The following is an 18,462-nucleotide window of genomic DNA, read 5'->3' on the forward strand; positions in this document are numbered from 1 at the left end:
ACCGCGATACCTAAGGCTATCGCGGTTTTTCATTATCTCGCTTTTATCTTAATGCGAGTCTGATTAGCTGCGCAGAATATGCAGTGGCAGGCTTAACATATCATCGCCCGTGCCCGCTAAGTGCCAGATAATGCCGACTAGGGCGGCAACGGTGACCAGATACCAAATGGTTGAGAAAATCTGCCCATATCTGTCTAGCGGCAACAGGTGGCTTTGATGGCGAGTGCGCCACTCGAACACTATCTCTAAGCTGCCGATAAGCAATAGAAAACCGAGCAGGGCAAGGCCCAAGGTATAACTGATATAGACCCCAAAGGCGGCGCCAATCACACAGGCGATTAAGCCCATGATGCTGTTCATCGAGAAGCTAATGCTCTTTAAAATATGGCCGCCATCGAGGGGTAAAATCGGCAATAAATTAAACAGGTTAAGTAGCGCGTTAAAGGCTGCTAGCCCCGCAAAGAAGACATTGTCCGTCATGTGGTAAGCGATAAGTGAACCTACCGACATCAACAGGCCGAAGGTCGGCCCCATAATCGAGATGACCACATCCTGCCAGCGGGTGTTAATCTTTTCGTCGCTCAGCGCGAGTCCGCCCATAAAGGGGATGAGATAAATCCCTTTGGTTTTCATCCCAAAATACTTCATCGCGCGGATATGGCCGTATTCGTGGAAGACCAAACAGGCGATAAGCGCCAAGGCAAATTGGAAGGAAAACAGCCAAGAATAAGCCGCCACACTCGCGCCCGCGAGCACCACTTTAATTACTTTGGCACTCTTGAGCAGCTTAAAGCCGAGGGAGGCTAAGCCGACAAAACTGATTTTTTGTGGATTAGTCACGGGGACTTCTGGGGTTTGACGCTCGATATCTTTCTCGGTGCGAGTGCCTTGGGCAATCACTTCTTCATCGACCAACAGGCGGTAATCGAATCGAAACGGCTGCCAAACCACGTCGGTCTCGAGGCGTACTTGGATTTTGTGTTCTAAAACCTGTGTTTCGCCGGTATCGCTGGCCAATTGGCTCTGGTGCTGGGTGAGTTCAAATTCATGGACTTTGAGGCCGCCATTTTCGACCGATGCGGCTTTTTGTGAGACTAAGGTATTGTCCCAAAAGAGTTGTTGCCAACCTGCGAGTGAGCCTTCCAAACGCAGCGATTTGCCTAAGCAGTCAATCTTAAGTAGTTCCAATTTAGGGTCCGTTTGTATGTGTATCCGAATGATGCCCAGCGATAATTTGGCATATAAATATCAATCGCTTTGGGCAAAACGGCCTGCGCCGTGTATGACAAATTATGCCTGTGAAATGTGACTGAGGATATTAGCTTTTAGGATCATCTTAATTTTTATTGTGATCGCTCGCGATTTCTTTGAGCTGGGTTAGTCATCTAAGCTGCGAACGATTTCCATCCCTTGGGCCAAGGTGGTGAAGGCTAACTTAGCAACGCAGCACTGGCCTATGGCATTGGCGTGCTTTTGTACCCATTTGATAAAGTCGGTAAGCGGCAATTTTTGCTCTTGTTTGAGGAGCTTAGGTAGCTCGCCTATGGGATCTTCATGAATGGTGCTTGGAGTGGCGCGGATCAGATATTGATTACCGAGACTGTCGAGTAACAGATCCGTGTCGACAAATTGATGCTGATACAGGCAGGCAAGTTCTAACCAATCCCGTTGATGGGCGAGGTAGAGTAGTTCGTCATTTTGAGTGAGTTTGACTACCGCAGGCCATTCAATGTCTGCCATTTTCACTTGAGTCATGCGCAATCCCGTAGGCTTTTTATGTGCTTAGCCTTTTAGCCGACAGAGTCTGTGCTAAAGGGCTGTATTGAGGTCAGTATGCCACCGACCTAGGCGAAGATGAAAGGCGTTGGGGGATTTTCTCTGGCAAGTCGCCTAAATGGGGGAGCATGGCGGGCAGCAAAGCATTCAGGCTAAGCATTCGCGCTAAGAGTTCACTCAATGGAATGAACCCTTAGCGGGTGTTGATGATTGCCCTGTTAATGGCTTGCCGCTTGCGCCTTAGGTTTAGCGTTGTAATCGAAGTTAATCTCTTGATTCAGATTGGTGATTGAGCAGGTACCGTGTTCGCGGGTGGTTCTGTGATTGGCTTGACCAATATGGAACTTGGCATTGAGGAATACGTGCTTAATCACATCGATACGATACTTGTCGTAATAGGTTTCGACTTCTTGCTTGAGGCTATCGAACTCTAATTCTTCGCGGGAACGTTCGCCTAAGATGCGATTCTTCTCATCGAGCATCATCTTGATCTGTTCGATCATGATAGGGTCGCTCTGCCATTCGGATTTCGGCGGCAGTTTTTTCAGGCGAGCCTCGATATCCAGCGTCGCGACCACCATTGCATGCACGCTCTCCTCAAGCTGCTTGAGATTCTGTTTGAGTTCGCCCTGTTCCATGGCGCAATACACTTCGGTTTTGGTGCCCGCAGTTGCGCCTATCACGACGGCGGTGAGGCCCTTTTCGGCATGCACGACACCACCCACTAAGTCACCACGGCGGCCGCTCTGATCGCTTACTGTGAGCGTGCCTGCGGTTTTGGTATTACTGTGGAGTAATTGCTTAGTGATCAGAATATTCCCCTTGGCCGTTAACTGGGAATATTGCACGAACTGGGCGCTGATCTGCCCCTGAGCGCTGATATTGGTGGAGAACTCATTCACTCTGACTTGGCGACCAATCACGCCCTTGCTCACCGTAATATCGCCCTCGGCCTCGAGAGTTGCCGAATCGACAAAGCCCATCACGGTAATATCGCCTGAGCTTTTAACCATCATGCCTTCGTGCACATCGCCTGTGATTAAAATACTGCCTTTAAAGTTGATATGGCCGGTACTGATATCTACATCTTTAAGCTGCAACACATCGTCGACATTCATACCAGTACGGGTTTCAACGGGTTGGCCTGCCACTGTGGCGATGAGTTTATTGGGATCTTTCGGGTGGAAGTCGGTACCAGTACCGGGTTGTAATACCAGATCTTTCCCCGGTTTTTGCTTAAGGACTTCGCCTTTAATGTTGTAGCCGGGAGACCCTTCGGTCGCGGGATGCTTAATCATTAGTAGATCGTTGGGTTTGACCATGATCATCGCCCCGAGATTACGCATATCCACAGTGCCGTCTTCCCGCTCCTGCGGTTGCAATAGGCGTTCACGGGCGAGGGAAACCTTACGCTCCAGCACCGCATTTTGACCATTAATCGCGGCCTTACCTTGAGCGATTTCACTCTGGCAGCTTTCACCCGGTTTTAACTTGGTCATTTTTTGCAGCAAGGTTTGGATTTTAAGCTTACTCAAGCCCATACAAACATTGTCTTTTTTAAGCTGCGTGAGGATTTCGGGTAAATCGACGGCTTTACCTCCCCAAGGGGCGGTTAAGATCATGGTGGCTTGCATTTTATCTTGGCTGAGCTCGATTTTTACGCTGCCATCGCGGCGCTCTGCCAATACGGCAAATAGCTCGTATTTACCATCTTCTTGATGGCATAGGGAATTGGTTTGCGCGATAACTTTATCTATCGCAGGCTCGAGGGGGAATAGGGTGGCGAACTCTGGCACGGACAATAAACGCATAACATCATCACGGGTAATGGGACCGTGTTCATTCGGAATTAAGCGTAATTCCGCCTTGGTTTTATCGCTGCTTAGCTCAAGAAGTTCAGGGGCCAACATAGAGCACTTCCTATCCATTTGTTTTATTTTTGTTTTAGTAGCTAACCTGAGTATAACAGTAGAAACTTTGCTCAAAGAAGCCTTTTCGACACGAAAAGGTGTAAATGTTGGCGTTTTGTTGCTTATAGTCTATGCGTTGATTTTTAAATAGATTTTTATCAGAGCTATAGGCGGTAACTTAGTGTTATCTTTGGTTTTTTGCCTGTGCGCCAGCATGAGCCTAAAACTGCGCAATGTTTGCATGTAACAAAAAATTAAACTTTACAACGCTGCCCCGTATGTTAGGGACAACACCACTGGGGTAAAACCCTCGATAATTTAGCGCTTACTGCATTTGATAGCGTTCACAAAACCATAAAAATCTTATCTAGATAGCCGCAAGTGCTCGGCTTGGGAGCTCGACTTTATTGAGGTGTGCTTAAGGGGGGAAGGTTTCTATCCAGATGGGGGCGGCGCGTTAAAATCTTCGAGTAATCTAACTTAGGGGGAAAAGTGAGCTAGGTGCTTTGCTTCCATTCGTGGGGTTAGGATTAAATCGCAGGGTTAGGATTCAACATTCTATGGTTTAACATTTGATTACCTCTTTTCTATTCTTGTGTTACACCCCCATGAGTCAGTTCAAATAGGGGGACTTTATTGCTTGGCCATGTCGGTTTTTCTATGGGGGACTCAAAAGTCGTCAGCCAAACTTCAAGCTCACCGGAGCCTGCCAAACATCCCATATAGGAGAAACACATACCGCTATCTATCATGTTATTGGCAAATTGAATTGCCTCTTCAAGAGAGCCTGCTTCCTTGTTATGGGTGAAGGTTTCATCGTCCCACACCCAGTTAATAGCTGCCCCATTTTCATCACAAGCAAGGTAACTTACATTCTTATAACCATCGCTTGCTGCTGTTAAAGAATCCCAAAAGGTTTCTCTGATTTCTGAGAATTTCTTTTTAAATTCTTCAATCCCGATATTTTTACTAATAATGTGCTTCATACTCGCCTTAGAGGTTAACGCCGCAAACACCTGTGGCAAAAGCGAAGCTTTTGACATCCGAGTGCTTTCCTTGTTAGGGCTTAATATTCGTTAAAATCAGGCTCATATGTATAAGATGCTTCAACCTCATCTTTTGCTTGCTGCAACTCGTCCTCGGTATATAAGCCAAAGTATTCAGCAGGGGTATATATCGTCTTTGCTAAAAAAGTATCTCCAAGTCCGCATGCCGATAGCTTGGAATAACCAGAAATCTTAAGACCGCATGCAATGCATTCGAAACTAGATGGCAACATAGACTGTCTTTGTACTACTTCATCATCCCCATCATGAATTTCAGTTGATACAGCGCCTACAGGTGAGCCATGTATTAACGCAACAGAATTACATGACGGGCATTCAACTCTGTGACCAGATTGTCTTGTTGCCCAGGCTGTTGCCTGAAGTACCAAGGCTTGTTTCTCGTCATCTGATTTATTTGACCAAACCTTAGAGTAGGCTGATATATCTTGCTTAACACTTTTTGATGCGTCGTCAGTTAGTGACTTAATTAACGATTTTGCATTGTTAGCATCAGATACGAAATCCTCTAACGCTTTCCCCATTGACTTAAGCAATATATCGCAAGACTGGTAAAAGCGAGGAAGCCAACGCGACGTTCCATTTTGACCAAAGATAACCTCTCCTGAATGCAGTTCAGCATTCCGATCATCAGTATGTTTAGAACAAAAGCCAGCCATTTCTTCAGTAAACTCTGGCAGTAATTCTGTTAACCTAGCTAAAACTTCTTTAGTTGAGATCGATATTGGATTAAACATTTTTGCTGTTGGTGCATTACCTAAAGCAAAATTAATGTTTCGCCAGTTCTTCGAATCTGCAAGCAGTACTGGCGATATATTTGATAACGCTGCTCTCGCTAATAATTCAAGACTTAATGAGGACCACAAACCATATTGCCAATCGTCTGCGATGCTTGCTTCCATTTGTTGTAGATAAGTTAATGATTTGGCAAAAAGTGATTCAGAACTCCAAGGATTAACTATTGTTTTATTTGTCATGTGTATAACTCTAATTAAAATAAATCCGTTCTATTTTTCGTTCAGTGAAATTGGATGGAATATTCGATCGACCATGAAGAATTGCGTGATTATTAAGGATTAGAGTATCACCAAAATTCACCAAGTACACATCTATCGCTAGCTCCCAAACTTCTCTAGTCAACATCAATTTACGTATTACTCTAGCATTTTCATTAATTGGCTCTAAAAAATAAGAGTCCCAACGAATAAAACATTCCCCATTCACGTTGAACAGCAGCGGAAATAAACAACCATTTCTACCTCTCGACTTGACAACAGACCTACGTATTCCGTGTTGTTCCAACATATCCTTAATAATGTCAAGAGGAAGAATTTTAGTTGCCACTCTCTCATCTCCCTTAATACACCTTAACATTAGATAATTAGGAGGCTGACTCCAGTGAGCAAGGTCTGTGTGTAACGGAAAAGCATCTAAACCAAACTCACCACTATATTGATTCTTTAATGCATTATCCTTATCTTTTGGACTTATTAGTTGAGCGTCTGAAATCATCGAATGATTTAAGTAATCTGAAATCTTAACAATGCTACCAAGATTACCTGCCAGCTCATTAATTGTTTGATTTACATTCCATTTTGGAATAAATACAAATCCCTTTCTTGATAACTCTTTTTTAACGTCCATATACACCTGAGCCAATTGGGATCCCTAACATTTTATTCATGCGCATGCGCGTTTACTTCGTTAGACCAGTGAAAACGCGCGCAGCTAACTATCTGTATGAAAAGAACTTATCAGCTTTCTGCCGCTTTTCATATAAGTAATCCATCTGGAAAAACGCGCATGCGCGTTTTCCAAACCTATTAACTAAAAGTCAGCTACTATAGTCAATTGATTTTATAGCGTTTTATTTGTTACAAATGGAGTTGATGCGCACTGATATTGTCTTAAAATCATTCAAAAATACCTAAATTTAAATATGACTGTATCCCCATACATTGTTAGTCGATTTATCTCAGGGCCAAACATAGGCAAATAGATGAGAATTTGTATCGCAACAGGAGTGAGAATTTTCGATTGAGCTAACGAGCCGAAACACGAAATATGGCCGCGTTTTTATATCCATATATAAACGCGGCATTCTAATCAATAAGCTTTTACCTTCTGCTTTAGCAGCGTTGATTAAGTACAAACCTTATTTCTGCCAGTGGTTTTGGCTAGGTAAAGGGCGCTATCGGCGCGTCTGACGACGTCATAGGCGCTTTGGTCTGTTTGTTCGACGCAGGATACGCCAATACTGGCCGTGACATGTTTAACCATGGTCAGTTCGGTCATCTCGATTGTGGCTCTGATTTTTTCGGCCATCACTAGGGCGTCTGCACTTTCTGTGCCTGTCAGTATGATTAAAAACTCTTCGCCACCGTATCTGGCGACTAAATCGGCTTTGCGAACGGCTTGGCTTAATATTCTGGCGACCTCGACCAACACCATATCGCCCGTTTCGTGGCCGTAGGTGTCGTTCACTTTTTTGAAATGATCGATATCCACCATCATGATTGCATAGCTTAAACCAAAGTGTTTTAAGCGGGTAAACTCGTTGTCGATATGCTCTGCTACGGAGCGGCGATTATGGAGATCGGTTAATGGATCCCGTCGACTTAATCGTTCCAGTTCTTGATTGACGGACTCGAGCTCTTTGGTTCGTTCTTGCACCTTATGTTCTAGGGTTTGATTCATTTCCACTAGGCTCTTCTCGTGGCTTAAGAGTGAGAAGGTCATCTTTTGAATGGCATCAATCAAAAAGGAAATCTCAATCAATCCATTCGATTTGGGAAATTTAACCCGCTGGTCGCCCGCTTGAATCGCTCTGGTGACTGCAATGAGACGTTCCAGTGGCAAGCTCATTGAAATGGACATGCGGTAGACAAACCACAGACACAATAAGACTGCAATCACGCTGACCCATAGGAGCTGGCGCTGCAATTGCGCGATTTCTTGGAGTGCAATGTTCTTTGGGATGCGAACGACAATGCGCCAACCTAACGGATCCATTAAGGTAGATTTTAGGGGGGTGACGCCCGTCAGATACTCGTGACCATCTGGCCATAGGATCAATTGGCTGCTGTTATCTTTGGGGAGCAAATCCTGAGGAATGGACTGATTGGCCGATACTTGCGGATATAAAATCCCATTGTCACGACTTAGGATCTGCACATCTATTCCTGTTTGCTGCTCGCTCCTTGCTAGCGCCGATTCAATAACACTGTTAACCCATTTCCAGTTTGAATGGGTGGCAACAACGCCAAGCAAGTTGTTATCGGTATCAAACACTGGTGCGGCAAAATCAATTAAACGCAGCGGGTCATTTTTATCGATGTTTAATACCTTGGCGAGCAATACGGCGTCGTGAACATCGCCAATAAACACACCCGTCTTACCGCTAATAAACCATGGGCGTTTGGAAACGTCGTGGCCTTCGAGTGTGCCGTCGGCAGCGTATTGGACGATGCCGTTTATATCGGCAAAGCCGAGCCAAGAGTAGTATTCGTAGGATGCTTTGATGTGGTCTAAGTTTTGGCGGATCCGTGGGTAATCGGCACGCGTGCCTGAAAATAGCGTGCGTTTGCTTAAAAGTGAAATCTCACGGGCGCGCTCATCAATATTATTCGAGATACTTGTTTCGATTGAACTGCCAATCATGGTTAATTGATTGGCATAAGCATTGAGTAGTTTATCTGAGGTGATGGAGGATAAATAACTGGTAAAACCGAGGCAGAAAATAAGGCTGATCCCACCGAAAAAGAAGGTGAGTCGGTATCGTAGTGAGTTAAACCAGCTAAATCTGCTCAAACCTTTTAACCTCATATTCATACAGATATTCGCGCTTCATCATATAGATGCCGATCCAAAAATCCAAATAATATGATTGTGTTAGAGGCGTGCGCGCAAGGGCAAACCAAGAGGGTGTTAAAACCTAGCCGCAGAGGCAATGGGCACTGAATTTCGGCAAGGATGCCCCACTCACAATTGAGTGGGGCGAAAGATTAGGCCTGTTGGAAGGAATAGAGTTTGTACTTGTTGTTCTCTGCTGGCACGGTTAATTGGCCGAACTCGGCGGCGATGGTGTCCGAATAGGGTAGGTGGCGGTTAGCGACGATTTGCCAAATCCCTTTAGATTGTAATTGCTTGGCGCTATCGGCGACAAAACTTTGGGCAATGCTGGTCGTGCTGGCAAGGCCATCGTGGAACGGGGGATTGGAGATAATACCGTCGAATTTTCCACTGGTTTGCGCCAGTCCATCGGACGGATAGACCTTGGCCGTCATGCCGTTTGCCGCTAGCGTAAGTTCGCAGGAGGCCAGCGCCATGGCATTGATATCAATACATTCTAGCGACAGTGTCGGTTGTGCCTTTAACAGCGCAGCGGCAATCACACCGGCGCCGCAACCAAAATCCAGTACTCGGCCTGAAAGCGTTGGCAGATGCGACAGCAATAGCTCTGTGCCTTGGTCTAAATGCTTCTCGCTGAACACACCGACTAAGTTGCAGATGGTGATATTGCCCTGCGGGGTGGCGAGTTGATACTGGCTAGTCCAATCGCTGAGTTTAATCGCGGGCGCAGTATCGATTAGGCTGCTGCCAAAGAGCAGGCAATGGCGCGCGTTATCGAGTTTGATGCCAGTGGCAAAGTATTTCGGCAGCAGTTTGACTAAGGATTTTACCCCGCCTTTGTTCTCACCCACGACTAAGAGTTGACCACCTGCCACTAAATGCTGAGCGGCCAGATTAAACAAGTAGGGCGCTAACGGCTTAGCCTTAGGAAAGTAAACAATCACAGTGTCGTACTTATCCTGGTGGGGCAGTTGATGGCCAAAATAGCAGCGCAGTTTGGCATTAGCCTGCGGCGCTAAATGCAGGTAATGGTGATAATCCAAGGCGAGAGCATCGACGGACTGGGCGACATCGAGCAGTGCTTTGGGCAGAGAGTCTGCCTCATGGTTTAGCACTAAAACTTTATGTTGGCTCAGGGTTTCCTGATTGCGGATAATGACTTGCGATGGATTCGTTAACACTGCATGGCTACCGTAAAAAATAAGTGCGGGCATTATACCCCTTATTCGGCTACGAGCCAGCCTGCAAGCCGCAGACTTAAGGGATGCAGCAAAACAGCGCTCACTCGAACGGTGCGGAATGAAAGCCAATAAAAAAGGCAACTGTGTTAACACTGTTGCCTTTCATCTATTAGCTAATCGCAGCAAATTAGCCCTGAGACTGCACTGGTGCTAGTTCTGGTGCTGGTGCAGGCGCTGTAGCTGGAGTCGATACCTGTGCGGTGGCTTTTGGCTTTTTAGGCTTAGGTAACAGGCTAAAAATCTTATTGGCGATATCTGTGTTATCTTGATGACCGTTAAACAACTCAGAGGCTGGGCCTGCGGCAAAAACTTGCACATCAGTCCCCGTGTGGCCGCCGGTAGTCCAACCCGTATCGGTACGTTTATCAATCACATGGCGAATCGCAACGGCCATGGTTTCTAAGCCCTGCATTCTGGCAACATTTAACTTAGTCACTTCTTCTTCGGTCAATTCAAAGCCTAGCCCGCGGGATAGGTCTGCTTGCCAAGTGTCACCGCCAAGGGCGGCTTGGGCTAAGGTATCTGAGCTTGCCGAGATATTACGTAGGATCTCGGGATTCCAGTTGTAGTTACCATCGGCACCAATCGATAATCCGCCAGTATTATGGTCGGCGGTGATCACCATTAAGGTATCGGGGTTTTGGCGTACGAATTGCTCGACGACTTCAATCGCATTGGCAAACTCATCCATTTCGCCCATGGCGGCGGCGATATCATTGTTGTGTCCCGCCCAGTCGATAAGGCTACCTTCGACCAGTAGCACAAAGCCTTGCTCATTTTGCGACAGTAAACTGAGGGCTTTTTGAGTTAAGGTGCTGAGTTTTTTAGCATCTTTTTCATCAATCGCCCAAGGCAGTTGCACTTCGGCAAACAAACCTAAGACTTTAGGCTGGGTAATGCTGGCCAGATCGTCAAAGCGGGTAATGTGTTGATAACCCTTGGCGGTGAACTGGGCTAACAGCTCTGGAGGAAAGTACTTTTGCCCGCCACCTAAAAACACATCGGCGTTGGTTTCGAGATAACTTAATGCCAGTGCGTCGTAGTTTTTACGGCTCTCGTTATGGGATAAAAAGGCCGCTGGCGTGGCATGGTTGATTTGCGACGTGACCGCCACACCCGTGCTCAAGCCTAAGGTTTTGGCCTTTTCAAAAATGGTAGGCAGTGGCTGTTTTTGGGTATCGACCGAAATGGCGCCGTTATAGGATTTGACTCCTGTCGCGAGGGCAGTCGCGGCGGCGGCCGAGTCGGTGACATAACCACTGACGCTGGCGGGATAAGTGCTCGCCATGCCAACCAATAAACGGTCGAAGACGGTTTGTTCGACTTCTTCGGTATCTGGATTGTCCTTGTAATAACGATAGGCACTGGTATAGGAAGGCCCCATGCCGTCGCCAATCATGATCACAATATTTTTCGGGCGTGAGGGGGCTTTTACTGGGCCAGTCTCATTCGTTCCCGCTTCGACTGCCAGTGCGGAGGTGGAGAGCCATAAACTCATACCAAGCAATAACAGTGGCGCTTTGGTGAAACTCATATCAGATCCCTAGAAGTCGTAGGCGCTCTGTGGGCGCCTTCAATGAATAATATTATCTTGTAGGTGTACAAGCTTACTGGGCAAGACGGGCTTCGATGGCATCGAACAGCATGCCAGTAATGTCCACATCGAATGCCGCTTGGATTTCACGGATACAGGTGGGGCTGGTGACGTTAATCTCGGTCAGCTTGTCACCAATCACATCCAGACCCACAAAAATCAGGCCGCGTTTTTTCAGCTCAGGGCCAATGGCGCGGGCGATTTTCCAATCAGAGTCCGATAACGGCTGAGCAACACCGCTGCCGCCTGCGGCCAAGTTACCGCGGGTTTCGCCTTTTTTCGGAATACGCGCTAAAGCGTAGGGCACGGGCTCACCGTCCACCACCAGAATACGCTTGTCGCCCTTGGTTATTTCAGGAATAAAAGCCTGCGCCATGGCGTATTGGTTGCCGTATTGGGTCAAGGTTTCGATGATCACCCCAAGGTTAGGGTCGTCCTGCTTCACGCGGAAAATCGAGGTGCCACCCATGCCGTCTAATGGCTTGAGGATAATGTCGCCCTTGGCTTGGTGGAACGCGCGGATGCGATTGGCATCGCGGGTCACTATGGTTTCTGGCGTAAATTCGCTAAACCATGCGGTGAATAGCTTCTCGTTGGCATCGCGCAAGCTTTGCGGTTTATTCACAATCAGTACGCCTTGCTCTTCGGCGCGCTCTAGCATGTAAGTGGCGTAGATAAATTCGGTATCGAACGGCGGGTCTTTACGCATTAACACCACGTTCAGCTCGCTCAGCGGCGTGTCTTGAGCCTCGCCCAGTTCGAACCATTTATTGGCATCGTTGATAACCTTTAATGAACGCATGTTGCCCATGGCAACACCGTTGACCATGGCGAGGTCGGCCATTTCCATATAAAACAGTTGGTAACCCCTTTCCTGCGCCGCCATTAGCATGGCAAAACTGGAGTCTTTCTTAATGTTGATCTCACTGATGGGGTCCATCACTATGCCGAGTTTTATCATTAATCTGTTCCTTATTGATTGCCGTTGCAGGCAAAAAGCATTTATGGATTAGCCAGTAATCGATTCGCCAGCCAGTGTGTTACCCGCTGGCGTTTAACCATTTTAGATTTAACCTAAGTCACCGAATCTAAGTTGCAGCGCGGTAATCGCCGTGAGTGAGGCGGTTTCGGTGCGCAGCACTCGGGGGCCGAGTAACACATCGGTAAACTGGTAGGTTTCCGTCATGGCGATTTCTTCCGCCGATAATCCCCCTTCGGGGCCGATCAGCAGGCGTACACGGGTATGGGATAAGTCTAAGCCATTGATACCGTGGGCCGCCCTTGGGTGCAAGTTGAGTTTGAGTGCGCTGGTCGGTTCGCTGCACCATTCCTGTAATTCCATGGCGGGGCGAACGATGGGCACTTGGCTACGGCCAGATTGCTCACAGGCGCTGATCACAATCTTTTGCCATTGCTGGATTTTCTTTTCGAGACGCTCACCAGTGAGCTTGACGCCGCAGCGGTCAGAAAACAGTGGCGTAATGGTATTCACCCCTAGCTCAACGGATTTTTGAATGGTGAACTCCATCCGATCGCCACGGGAAATCACTTGGCCTAAATGCAGGTTGAGGGGCGATTCCGATGGATTGGCCTCACAGGAGAGCACTTTTACCGTGACCGATTTTTTACCCGCATCGACAATTTCGGCAAGATAATCATTACCATCGCCATTAAACAGGCTAATGTGTTCGCCACTGCCCATACGCAACACTTTGCCAATATGGGCTGCGCCATCCTCATCTAAATTCAGCTGTTGATTTACGGCTAATGGTTGAGGTTGATAAATTCTTGGAACTCTCATTGTCGACCTTATTCGGCTAATTGTTGGCGCAGTGGCGGCGCATTGCAGGCATTCTGCACAAAGGGATTATGATTACCTTGGATTTGCGCTATGGCGTTATCGCGTTTGCATTCAATAGTATCAACTGGATAGCTTTTATCCCATGCTTTGAACAATTTTAATTGCTGCGAGGCGATTTTAAGGCCGTAGGTTTGCTGCATATACAGGTAAGTACGAGCAATCTTGCCTCGGGCATTGACGGGCGGCTGTGCTTGGCGATTCTTAAAGTCGATGACCATAGCGCATTGACCATATTGGTCGGCCTTACCGTTCCATTGGCTAAAACGGAAGTTGCTGCGATCGCCGTTCACTTCACCAATCGCGGGCACCAGATTGTGCATGTCCGCTTCCATTTTATTGAATTCTTGGCTGCTATCGGCGCAGTTTTTACGGCCGCCCTTTTGCCAGCATTGTAATTGATGACCAAATTCCCATGCAGGGACTATATGTTCCCATTCGATGCGGTTGGCGCGGGTTTCTTGTTTACGCACTTGATAGCCGCAGCTGTTGAGATCTGGCTTCCAGGATTTGCCCTTTATTTGGATATCACAGCCACAATAAAAACTGACCGCGGGCAAGGTGCCCTGACGGCTGCCTTTGTATAAAGATTGGGACAAGACCTTGGCTTGACTAAAACTATTGGGGTGTGAAGGAGAGGCGTGGACTGAGGCCGAAACCGCCAGCCAACTGAATAGGCACAGCAAGGCTTGCCGAGACCTTAAGGCTATCTTGGTGTTGTTCAATATTTATCCCAAAAAGTAATCTGTACTACGCGAGCCTGTGGCTCGTCTCTTATGCCTGAATGGTAAGGGAAATACCGCGCCTTATGCAAATCGCTCGTACTTTTAGCGGAGGATTTGGTGTATTGCGGATTATTCGGCGGCTTCGATAAAGGTGAGGTGGGTATGGCAGCGTTTGCATAGATAACGGGTTTCACCACGTAACACTTTATTATGGCGACGGATGCTCAGCTTAACCGGACCGCAGGCACAGCGGTACTCAAAGTCTTTCCCTTTAACCGATTGAGTATCGAAACTGTGGGTGGTATTGGGGCTCACCTTAAACAGCTTGAGCATGATGGATTGCCACTCGCGGCCATGGGGCTTGGTTTTGCCAAAGAGTTGGAAACAGAGCAAATGGCTTATTTCGTGGGGCACTACTTCGGCTAAAAAGGCTTCGCTGTTTTCCCTGAGTAATACGGGATTAAAGCGCAGGCGATTCTGTTGCAAATGGGCTGTGCCCGCACTCCGGCCCCGCAGAGTAAATTGGGTCAGCGGCCGCGCAAATGGACGCTTGAAGTAGATTTCCGCCTGCTGATAACAGTCTTCGATGCGTACTAGGATTTGTTGCTGCAGAGGTGTCAGCGGCTTTGGCTGGCGTTGTGGCGTGGCCGAGTTAGCCGCCGTTGCTGTGGTGATACTCGCGGATGAGATGGCTTTACGGCGCAGGCTATTGAGTAGGGATCTCGGGTTAAACATAGACTTAGGCGTTAACTCTTATTTTGCAAAGCATCAATTAAACAACTCGCAAGACATCTATTACGATTCGCTGAGTTCAAAACTCACATGCTCAGAGCCCTCATTCAAGGCGACTTGCAAGCGTTCGCATCATAACGAACGCTTGCTGACAATGCCAGTATTGCGGCCGTTACAGGCTTGCCGCAGCTTGCATCACCATAGTGCGCACTTGCTCGACGATGGCTTGTTCGGTGGCATTGTCGTAGCCCTTCACCCTTGGAGTGTGGATATGGCCGACCTTGGCAGGGCTGTTGAACTTTTGCTGTAACACAATGGCGCGATAAGAAATCTCGTTTGAGAGATAGCCACCGCCAGAACCTTCGACCGAGGTTTCATTTTGCAGCTTGCTTAGGGAGCTGGCATTAAATTCGCCGCGAGCTAGTGTGGTCACTGTATGGTTGTCGTTGACTTTCCATTGGCCGTCTTTGACCTGCATGGCCGCGACGGGCAGTGAAAACTCAACAAACTCTGGGCCGATAAAGTCTTTACCATTGAGTTTGGGGGCGACAGGCGCGGTTTTGCTTCCGCCTGTGTATAGATTTTGGTTATCCGGCGCGGCGGCGCTACGGTTACGGCCGGGGAAGCGTTCAATATCAAAGTCACTGCGGCCCATGCTGACGGTAAAGACAAACTGGGTTTTAGGATCGCGGTAAATCGGGCTGAGTAAGGATTCGATAATGCCTTGGTCAAAATCCTCGAAGCGCACTGGGATCATTGCGGTTTCGATTTGGGCCTTTTTGCCGTTGATATCAAACCTAAAACCATCGAGGGCGAGGGCGACCAAGCCCGAGGGATTGCTCTGGCTGATGTCTTTATCGAGGAAGAAAGGGTCGAATCCCGTTAGGAAGATTTTTATCTGCACATCGTCGCCGTATTGGATATCGCTAAAACCGCGAGATGCCTTCTCGACGGCGCTGGCTAAAATATTCTGTTGCCAATCGGCCATTTTGAAATTGGCGCTATTGCTCTTGATGCTATTTAACATTGAGAGCCGAGCCCAGTAGAGGGATCTGTCGTCAAAGTGCCCTGACTGCACATCACGCACCGCTTGTTGCCACAGTCTGTGGCCTTGGCGAGCGGCAAGTTGAGTTGCATCGCGTTCATTCTTCTGTGCGGAAAGCTGAGTCGCCAAGCCTTCGTCCAAGGCTTGATAGCGGTTGACCACTTCTGCCATGGTTTTTTCTGCAGTGGGAATGCGGGAAACTTCCACATCTCCTAGGAGTTGTACGGCAGCTGCGGTTTGCGCCACTGTGCTGGCGAGGATAAAAACGAGGCTGGGCTTTAACATTGGCGTTTCCTTTTTATTTTAATCACTTATTTTGCTGGAAAAGGGCGATGTTCCTAAGGCGTTTGGGTTTGCTTCATCCTAGAGAGGATGTAACTTATGCCAAAAAGTCACAATGATTGTTTTGAGTATAAGAGTTTACCTAGAGTGATTCGAGGATCTTATTCCTGTTTTGCATATTGAGGTCGGAGCGCGGGCGCTAATCAGTGTTAAGTGGGTAGAAACGCGGGCATAGGTGCCTGCCTTATTTTTGCCACAATTGGTCAGCAGTTTGCTAGGGAAAGCCCGCCAAGACGGTGCTACTCTTAGCGCCTTATTTTTATGGATTTATTGCATTAGGCAAGGGGACATTATGCGTGCGTTAGCCTTATCGGCTGTGTTGATGGTGACAACGATGATTGGCATGCCTGCGGTAGCGAAGGAGTGGCAAGAGAACAAGAGCTGGAATGCTCACTTTAGCGAACATAAAACCCAAGGCGTGGTTGTGCTCTGGAACGAGAATACACAGCAGGGTTTTACTAACGATCTTAAACGGGCAAACCAAGCATTTTTACCAGCATCGACCTTTAAGATCCCAAACAGTTTAATTGCCTTGGACTTAGGCGTGGTTAAGGATGAACATCAAGTCTTTAAATGGGATGGACAGACGCGTGATATCGCCGCGTGGAATCGTGACCATGATTTAATCACCGCGATGAAGTATTCGGTTGTGCCTGTTTATCAAGGATTTGCCCGCCAAATTGGCGAGGCACGTATGAGTAAAATGCTGCATGCCTTCGATTATGGCAATGAGGATATCTCGGGCAATTTAGACAGCTTTTGGCTCGATGGTGGTATTCGCATTTCGGCTACCCAGCAAATCGCTTTTTTACGCAAGCTCTACCACAACAAGCTGCACGTTTCTGAGCGTAGTCAGCGCATTGTCAAACAAGCCATGCTGACCGAGGCAAATGCTGACTATATCATCCGGGCGAAAACTGGCTATTCGGTCAGAATTGAACCGAAAATTGGTTGGTGGGTTGGCTGGGTCGAACTCGATGACAATGTGTGGTTCTTCGCGACTAATATGGATATGCCCACCGCTGAGGGCTTAGGGTTGCGTCAAAGCATTACGAAAGCAGTGCTGAAACAGGAAAAAATTATTCCTTAGAAATGGTTAGCGGCGCATTTGTGTGAAATAGCAGTCATATAAGGTGTAAAGATATATGGACAAAATGCTGATGCGCTCATAGCTAATGGCTCATACTTAATTCGCTCAGACACAATAGACTTATACTCAGCGTGTTACCCGTTAGTCTGAGCATTTGCACCTCATTCCTAAACGCAAAAAGCCTAGTCAATTCGCTAGGCTTTTTTGTTATCTCAATGGCATGGTCACTCAACATAGGGATGTGAATCAAGGAGTGGCGATATAGGCAAAGGAGAAGACCTCTGCGATAAAGTGCTTAGCCCATCAAGGATTGCAGGCTTTCTTGGCTACTAAAGCGTTTGACGAAAAAGTCCAAGAAGGCACTGATATTAGTGGCTAATTGGCGACGGCTCGAATACACCCCATAGACCTTAAAGGGTTCGATTGGCCATTCTTGCAGTATGGGAACCAGTTGACCATTCGCTAATTCCGTCTTGCAGGCGGAGTTGGACAGCATGGCAATGCCAAAGTCATCGAGGGCTAATTGCTTGACCATAATAGGGCTATTAACCCTAACCTTACGTTGAAAATTCACCATGGTCTTACGCGCGCCTTTACCGAGGGGCCAAATGGGCGCTGAGCGTGATGTCCCGAGTAAGATGCCACTGTGTTCACTTAATTCCTTTGGCGTAGCAGGCGTGCCTCGGGCTTTTAGATAAGCCGGGCTTGCGACGAGAATGGGTTGGCGTTCGAACAGTAATCTTGCAACAAGATCAGAGGATTGCAGTGGCCCATATTTGATAGCTATGTCATATCCTTCACCCACTAAACCGATATCGTTGTCGGTAAACTGGACATCTAATTCCACATTGGGATATAAACGCATGAATCCGCTACAGAGGTTAGCGATTAATTCTTGGCTAAAAGAGACTGGAATAGCTATCCGTAATGATCCTGACACATCATCATGGGTACTCTCGATAACAGCCTTGGCCGCTTCCACCTCATTGCGAATGGAATCACAGTGTTGATAAAAGAGGGCCCCGACTTGAGTAAGGCTTAAGTTGCGGGTGTCGCGTTGTAATAATCGCACGCCAAGTTCTTCTTCGAGCTGCGCGATTTTGCGACTTATGGTGGATTTAGGGTGGCCGGTTTCACGTGCAGCTTGGGAGAATCCCTTCGCTCTAACTACGGCTGCAAATAGCATCATACCGTTTAAATCTGGCATGTTTTTCCCACTGTCTCATATTTGGA

The 18,462-nt window shown here is 47.5% G+C and carries 16 protein-coding genes; 1 reads left to right on the forward strand and 15 read right to left on the reverse strand.

What is annotated here, in order from left to right; translation table 11 throughout:
• Nucleotides 1-63: 63 nt before the first annotated feature.
• The 14 genes from CF168_RS03535 to CF168_RS03600 all read right to left on the reverse strand — a co-directional run bounded on the left by CF168_RS03535 (nucleotide 64) and on the right by CF168_RS03600 (nucleotide 16,082).
• A complete protein-coding gene (locus CF168_RS03535) occupies nucleotides 64-1,188 on the reverse strand; it encodes a site-2 protease family protein (protein ID WP_086902809.1) in 1,125 nt (374 codons plus the stop codon).
• Nucleotides 1,189-1,377: 189 nt separating this feature from the next.
• Nucleotides 1,378-1,755: a DUF4144 domain-containing protein gene (locus tag CF168_RS03540; RefSeq protein ID WP_011718244.1), complete on the reverse strand. Its 378-nt coding sequence runs from the start codon at nucleotides 1,753-1,755 to the stop codon at nucleotides 1,378-1,380.
• A 239-nt stretch (nucleotides 1,756-1,994) separates the two neighbouring features.
• A complete protein-coding gene (locus CF168_RS03545) occupies nucleotides 1,995-3,686 on the reverse strand; it encodes a DUF342 domain-containing protein (protein ID WP_089067003.1) in 1,692 nt (563 codons plus the stop codon).
• Between the two features lie 587 nt (nucleotides 3,687-4,273).
• Entirely contained in the window at nucleotides 4,274-4,729 is a 456-nt protein-coding gene (locus CF168_RS03550) for a hypothetical protein (protein WP_089067004.1), read from the reverse strand.
• Between the two features lie 23 nt (nucleotides 4,730-4,752).
• Nucleotides 4,753-5,727, reverse strand: coding sequence for a hypothetical protein (locus CF168_RS03555; RefSeq protein ID WP_167373531.1), 975 nt, complete (start codon nucleotides 5,725-5,727; stop codon nucleotides 4,753-4,755).
• A 10-nt stretch (nucleotides 5,728-5,737) separates the two neighbouring features.
• Nucleotides 5,738-6,409: a TauD/TfdA family dioxygenase gene (locus tag CF168_RS03560; protein ID WP_089067005.1), complete on the reverse strand. Its 672-nt coding sequence runs from the start codon at nucleotides 6,407-6,409 to the stop codon at nucleotides 5,738-5,740.
• Between the two features lie 483 nt (nucleotides 6,410-6,892).
• Entirely contained in the window at nucleotides 6,893-8,560 is a 1,668-nt protein-coding gene (locus CF168_RS03565; protein ID WP_167373538.1) for a sensor domain-containing diguanylate cyclase, read from the reverse strand.
• 194 nt (nucleotides 8,561-8,754) lie between these two features.
• Entirely contained in the window at nucleotides 8,755-9,783 is a 1,029-nt protein-coding gene (locus CF168_RS03570) for a methyltransferase (RefSeq protein ID WP_089068889.1), read from the reverse strand.
• A 187-nt stretch (nucleotides 9,784-9,970) separates the two neighbouring features.
• A complete protein-coding gene (locus tag CF168_RS03575; RefSeq protein WP_089067007.1) occupies nucleotides 9,971-11,377 on the reverse strand; it encodes an alkaline phosphatase in 1,407 nt (468 codons plus the stop codon).
• Nucleotides 11,378-11,450: 73 nt separating this feature from the next.
• Nucleotides 11,451-12,398, reverse strand: coding sequence for a glutathione synthase (gene gshB / locus CF168_RS03580; RefSeq protein ID WP_089067008.1), 948 nt, complete (start codon nucleotides 12,396-12,398; stop codon nucleotides 11,451-11,453).
• 108 nt (nucleotides 12,399-12,506) lie between these two features.
• Nucleotides 12,507-13,238 carry a 16S rRNA (uracil(1498)-N(3))-methyltransferase gene (rsmE, locus tag CF168_RS03585; protein ID WP_011621487.1) on the reverse strand — a complete coding sequence of 244 codons (732 nt, stop codon included), beginning with the start codon at nucleotides 13,236-13,238 and terminating at the stop codon, nucleotides 12,507-12,509.
• Between the two features lie 8 nt (nucleotides 13,239-13,246).
• Nucleotides 13,247-14,023: an endonuclease EndA gene (endA, locus tag CF168_RS03590; RefSeq protein WP_089067009.1), complete on the reverse strand. Its 777-nt coding sequence runs from the start codon at nucleotides 14,021-14,023 to the stop codon at nucleotides 13,247-13,249.
• Between the two features lie 126 nt (nucleotides 14,024-14,149).
• The gene (locus CF168_RS03595; protein ID WP_089067010.1) at nucleotides 14,150-14,755 is read right to left on the reverse strand and encodes a SprT family zinc-dependent metalloprotease; all 606 of its coding nucleotides are present in this window, start codon (nucleotides 14,753-14,755) and stop codon (nucleotides 14,150-14,152) included.
• 169 nt (nucleotides 14,756-14,924) lie between these two features.
• Nucleotides 14,925-16,082, reverse strand: coding sequence for a hypothetical protein (locus CF168_RS03600; RefSeq protein ID WP_089067011.1), 1,158 nt, complete (start codon nucleotides 16,080-16,082; stop codon nucleotides 14,925-14,927).
• A 349-nt stretch (nucleotides 16,083-16,431) separates the two neighbouring features.
• Here CF168_RS03600 and CF168_RS03605 point away from each other — a divergent pair, with 349 nt between their 5' ends.
• A complete protein-coding gene (locus CF168_RS03605) occupies nucleotides 16,432-17,229 on the forward strand; it encodes an OXA-48 family class D beta-lactamase OXA-535 (protein WP_089067012.1) in 798 nt (265 codons plus the stop codon).
• 295 nt (nucleotides 17,230-17,524) lie between these two features.
• Here the strand turns inward: CF168_RS03605 and CF168_RS03610 are convergent, their stop codons facing one another.
• Nucleotides 17,525-18,436: a LysR family transcriptional regulator gene (locus tag CF168_RS03610; RefSeq protein WP_011621492.1), complete on the reverse strand. Its 912-nt coding sequence runs from the start codon at nucleotides 18,434-18,436 to the stop codon at nucleotides 17,525-17,527.
• Nucleotides 18,437-18,462 lie beyond the last annotated feature (26 nt).

This window comes from Shewanella bicestrii (assembly GCF_002216875.1).
Taxonomy (GTDB): Bacteria; Pseudomonadota; Gammaproteobacteria; order Enterobacterales; family Shewanellaceae; genus Shewanella; species Shewanella seohaensis.

Bases quoted from the DNA above. Each gene is read 5' to 3' on its own strand.
- CF168_RS03540 (WP_011718244.1), bottom strand. From the start codon at position 1,755: ATGACTCAAGTGAAAATGGCAGACATTGAATGGCCTGCGGTAGTCAAA.
- CF168_RS03545 (WP_089067003.1), bottom strand. From the start codon at position 3,686: ATGTTGGCCCCTGAACTTCTTGAGCTAAGCAGCGATAAAACCAAGGCG.
- CF168_RS03550 (WP_089067004.1), bottom strand. From the start codon at position 4,729: ATGTCAAAAGCTTCGCTTTTGCCACAGGTGTTTGCGGCGTTAACCTCT.
- CF168_RS03555 (WP_167373531.1), bottom strand. From the start codon at position 5,727: ATGACAAATAAAACAATAGTTAATCCTTGGAGTTCTGAATCACTTTTT.
- CF168_RS03575 (WP_089067007.1), bottom strand. From the start codon at position 11,377: ATGAGTTTCACCAAAGCGCCACTGTTATTGCTTGGTATGAGTTTATGG.
- gshB (WP_089067008.1), bottom strand. From the start codon at position 12,398: ATGATAAAACTCGGCATAGTGATGGACCCCATCAGTGAGATCAACATT.
- rsmE (WP_011621487.1), bottom strand. From the start codon at position 13,238: ATGAGAGTTCCAAGAATTTATCAACCTCAACCATTAGCCGTAAATCAA.
- CF168_RS03595 (WP_089067010.1), bottom strand. From the start codon at position 14,755: ATGTTTAACCCGAGATCCCTACTCAATAGCCTGCGCCGTAAAGCCATC.
- CF168_RS03600 (WP_089067011.1), bottom strand. From the start codon at position 16,082: ATGTTAAAGCCCAGCCTCGTTTTTATCCTCGCCAGCACAGTGGCGCAA.
- CF168_RS03605 (WP_089067012.1), top strand. From the start codon at position 16,432: ATGCGTGCGTTAGCCTTATCGGCTGTGTTGATGGTGACAACGATGATT.
- CF168_RS03610 (WP_011621492.1), bottom strand. From the start codon at position 18,436: ATGCCAGATTTAAACGGTATGATGCTATTTGCAGCCGTAGTTAGAGCG.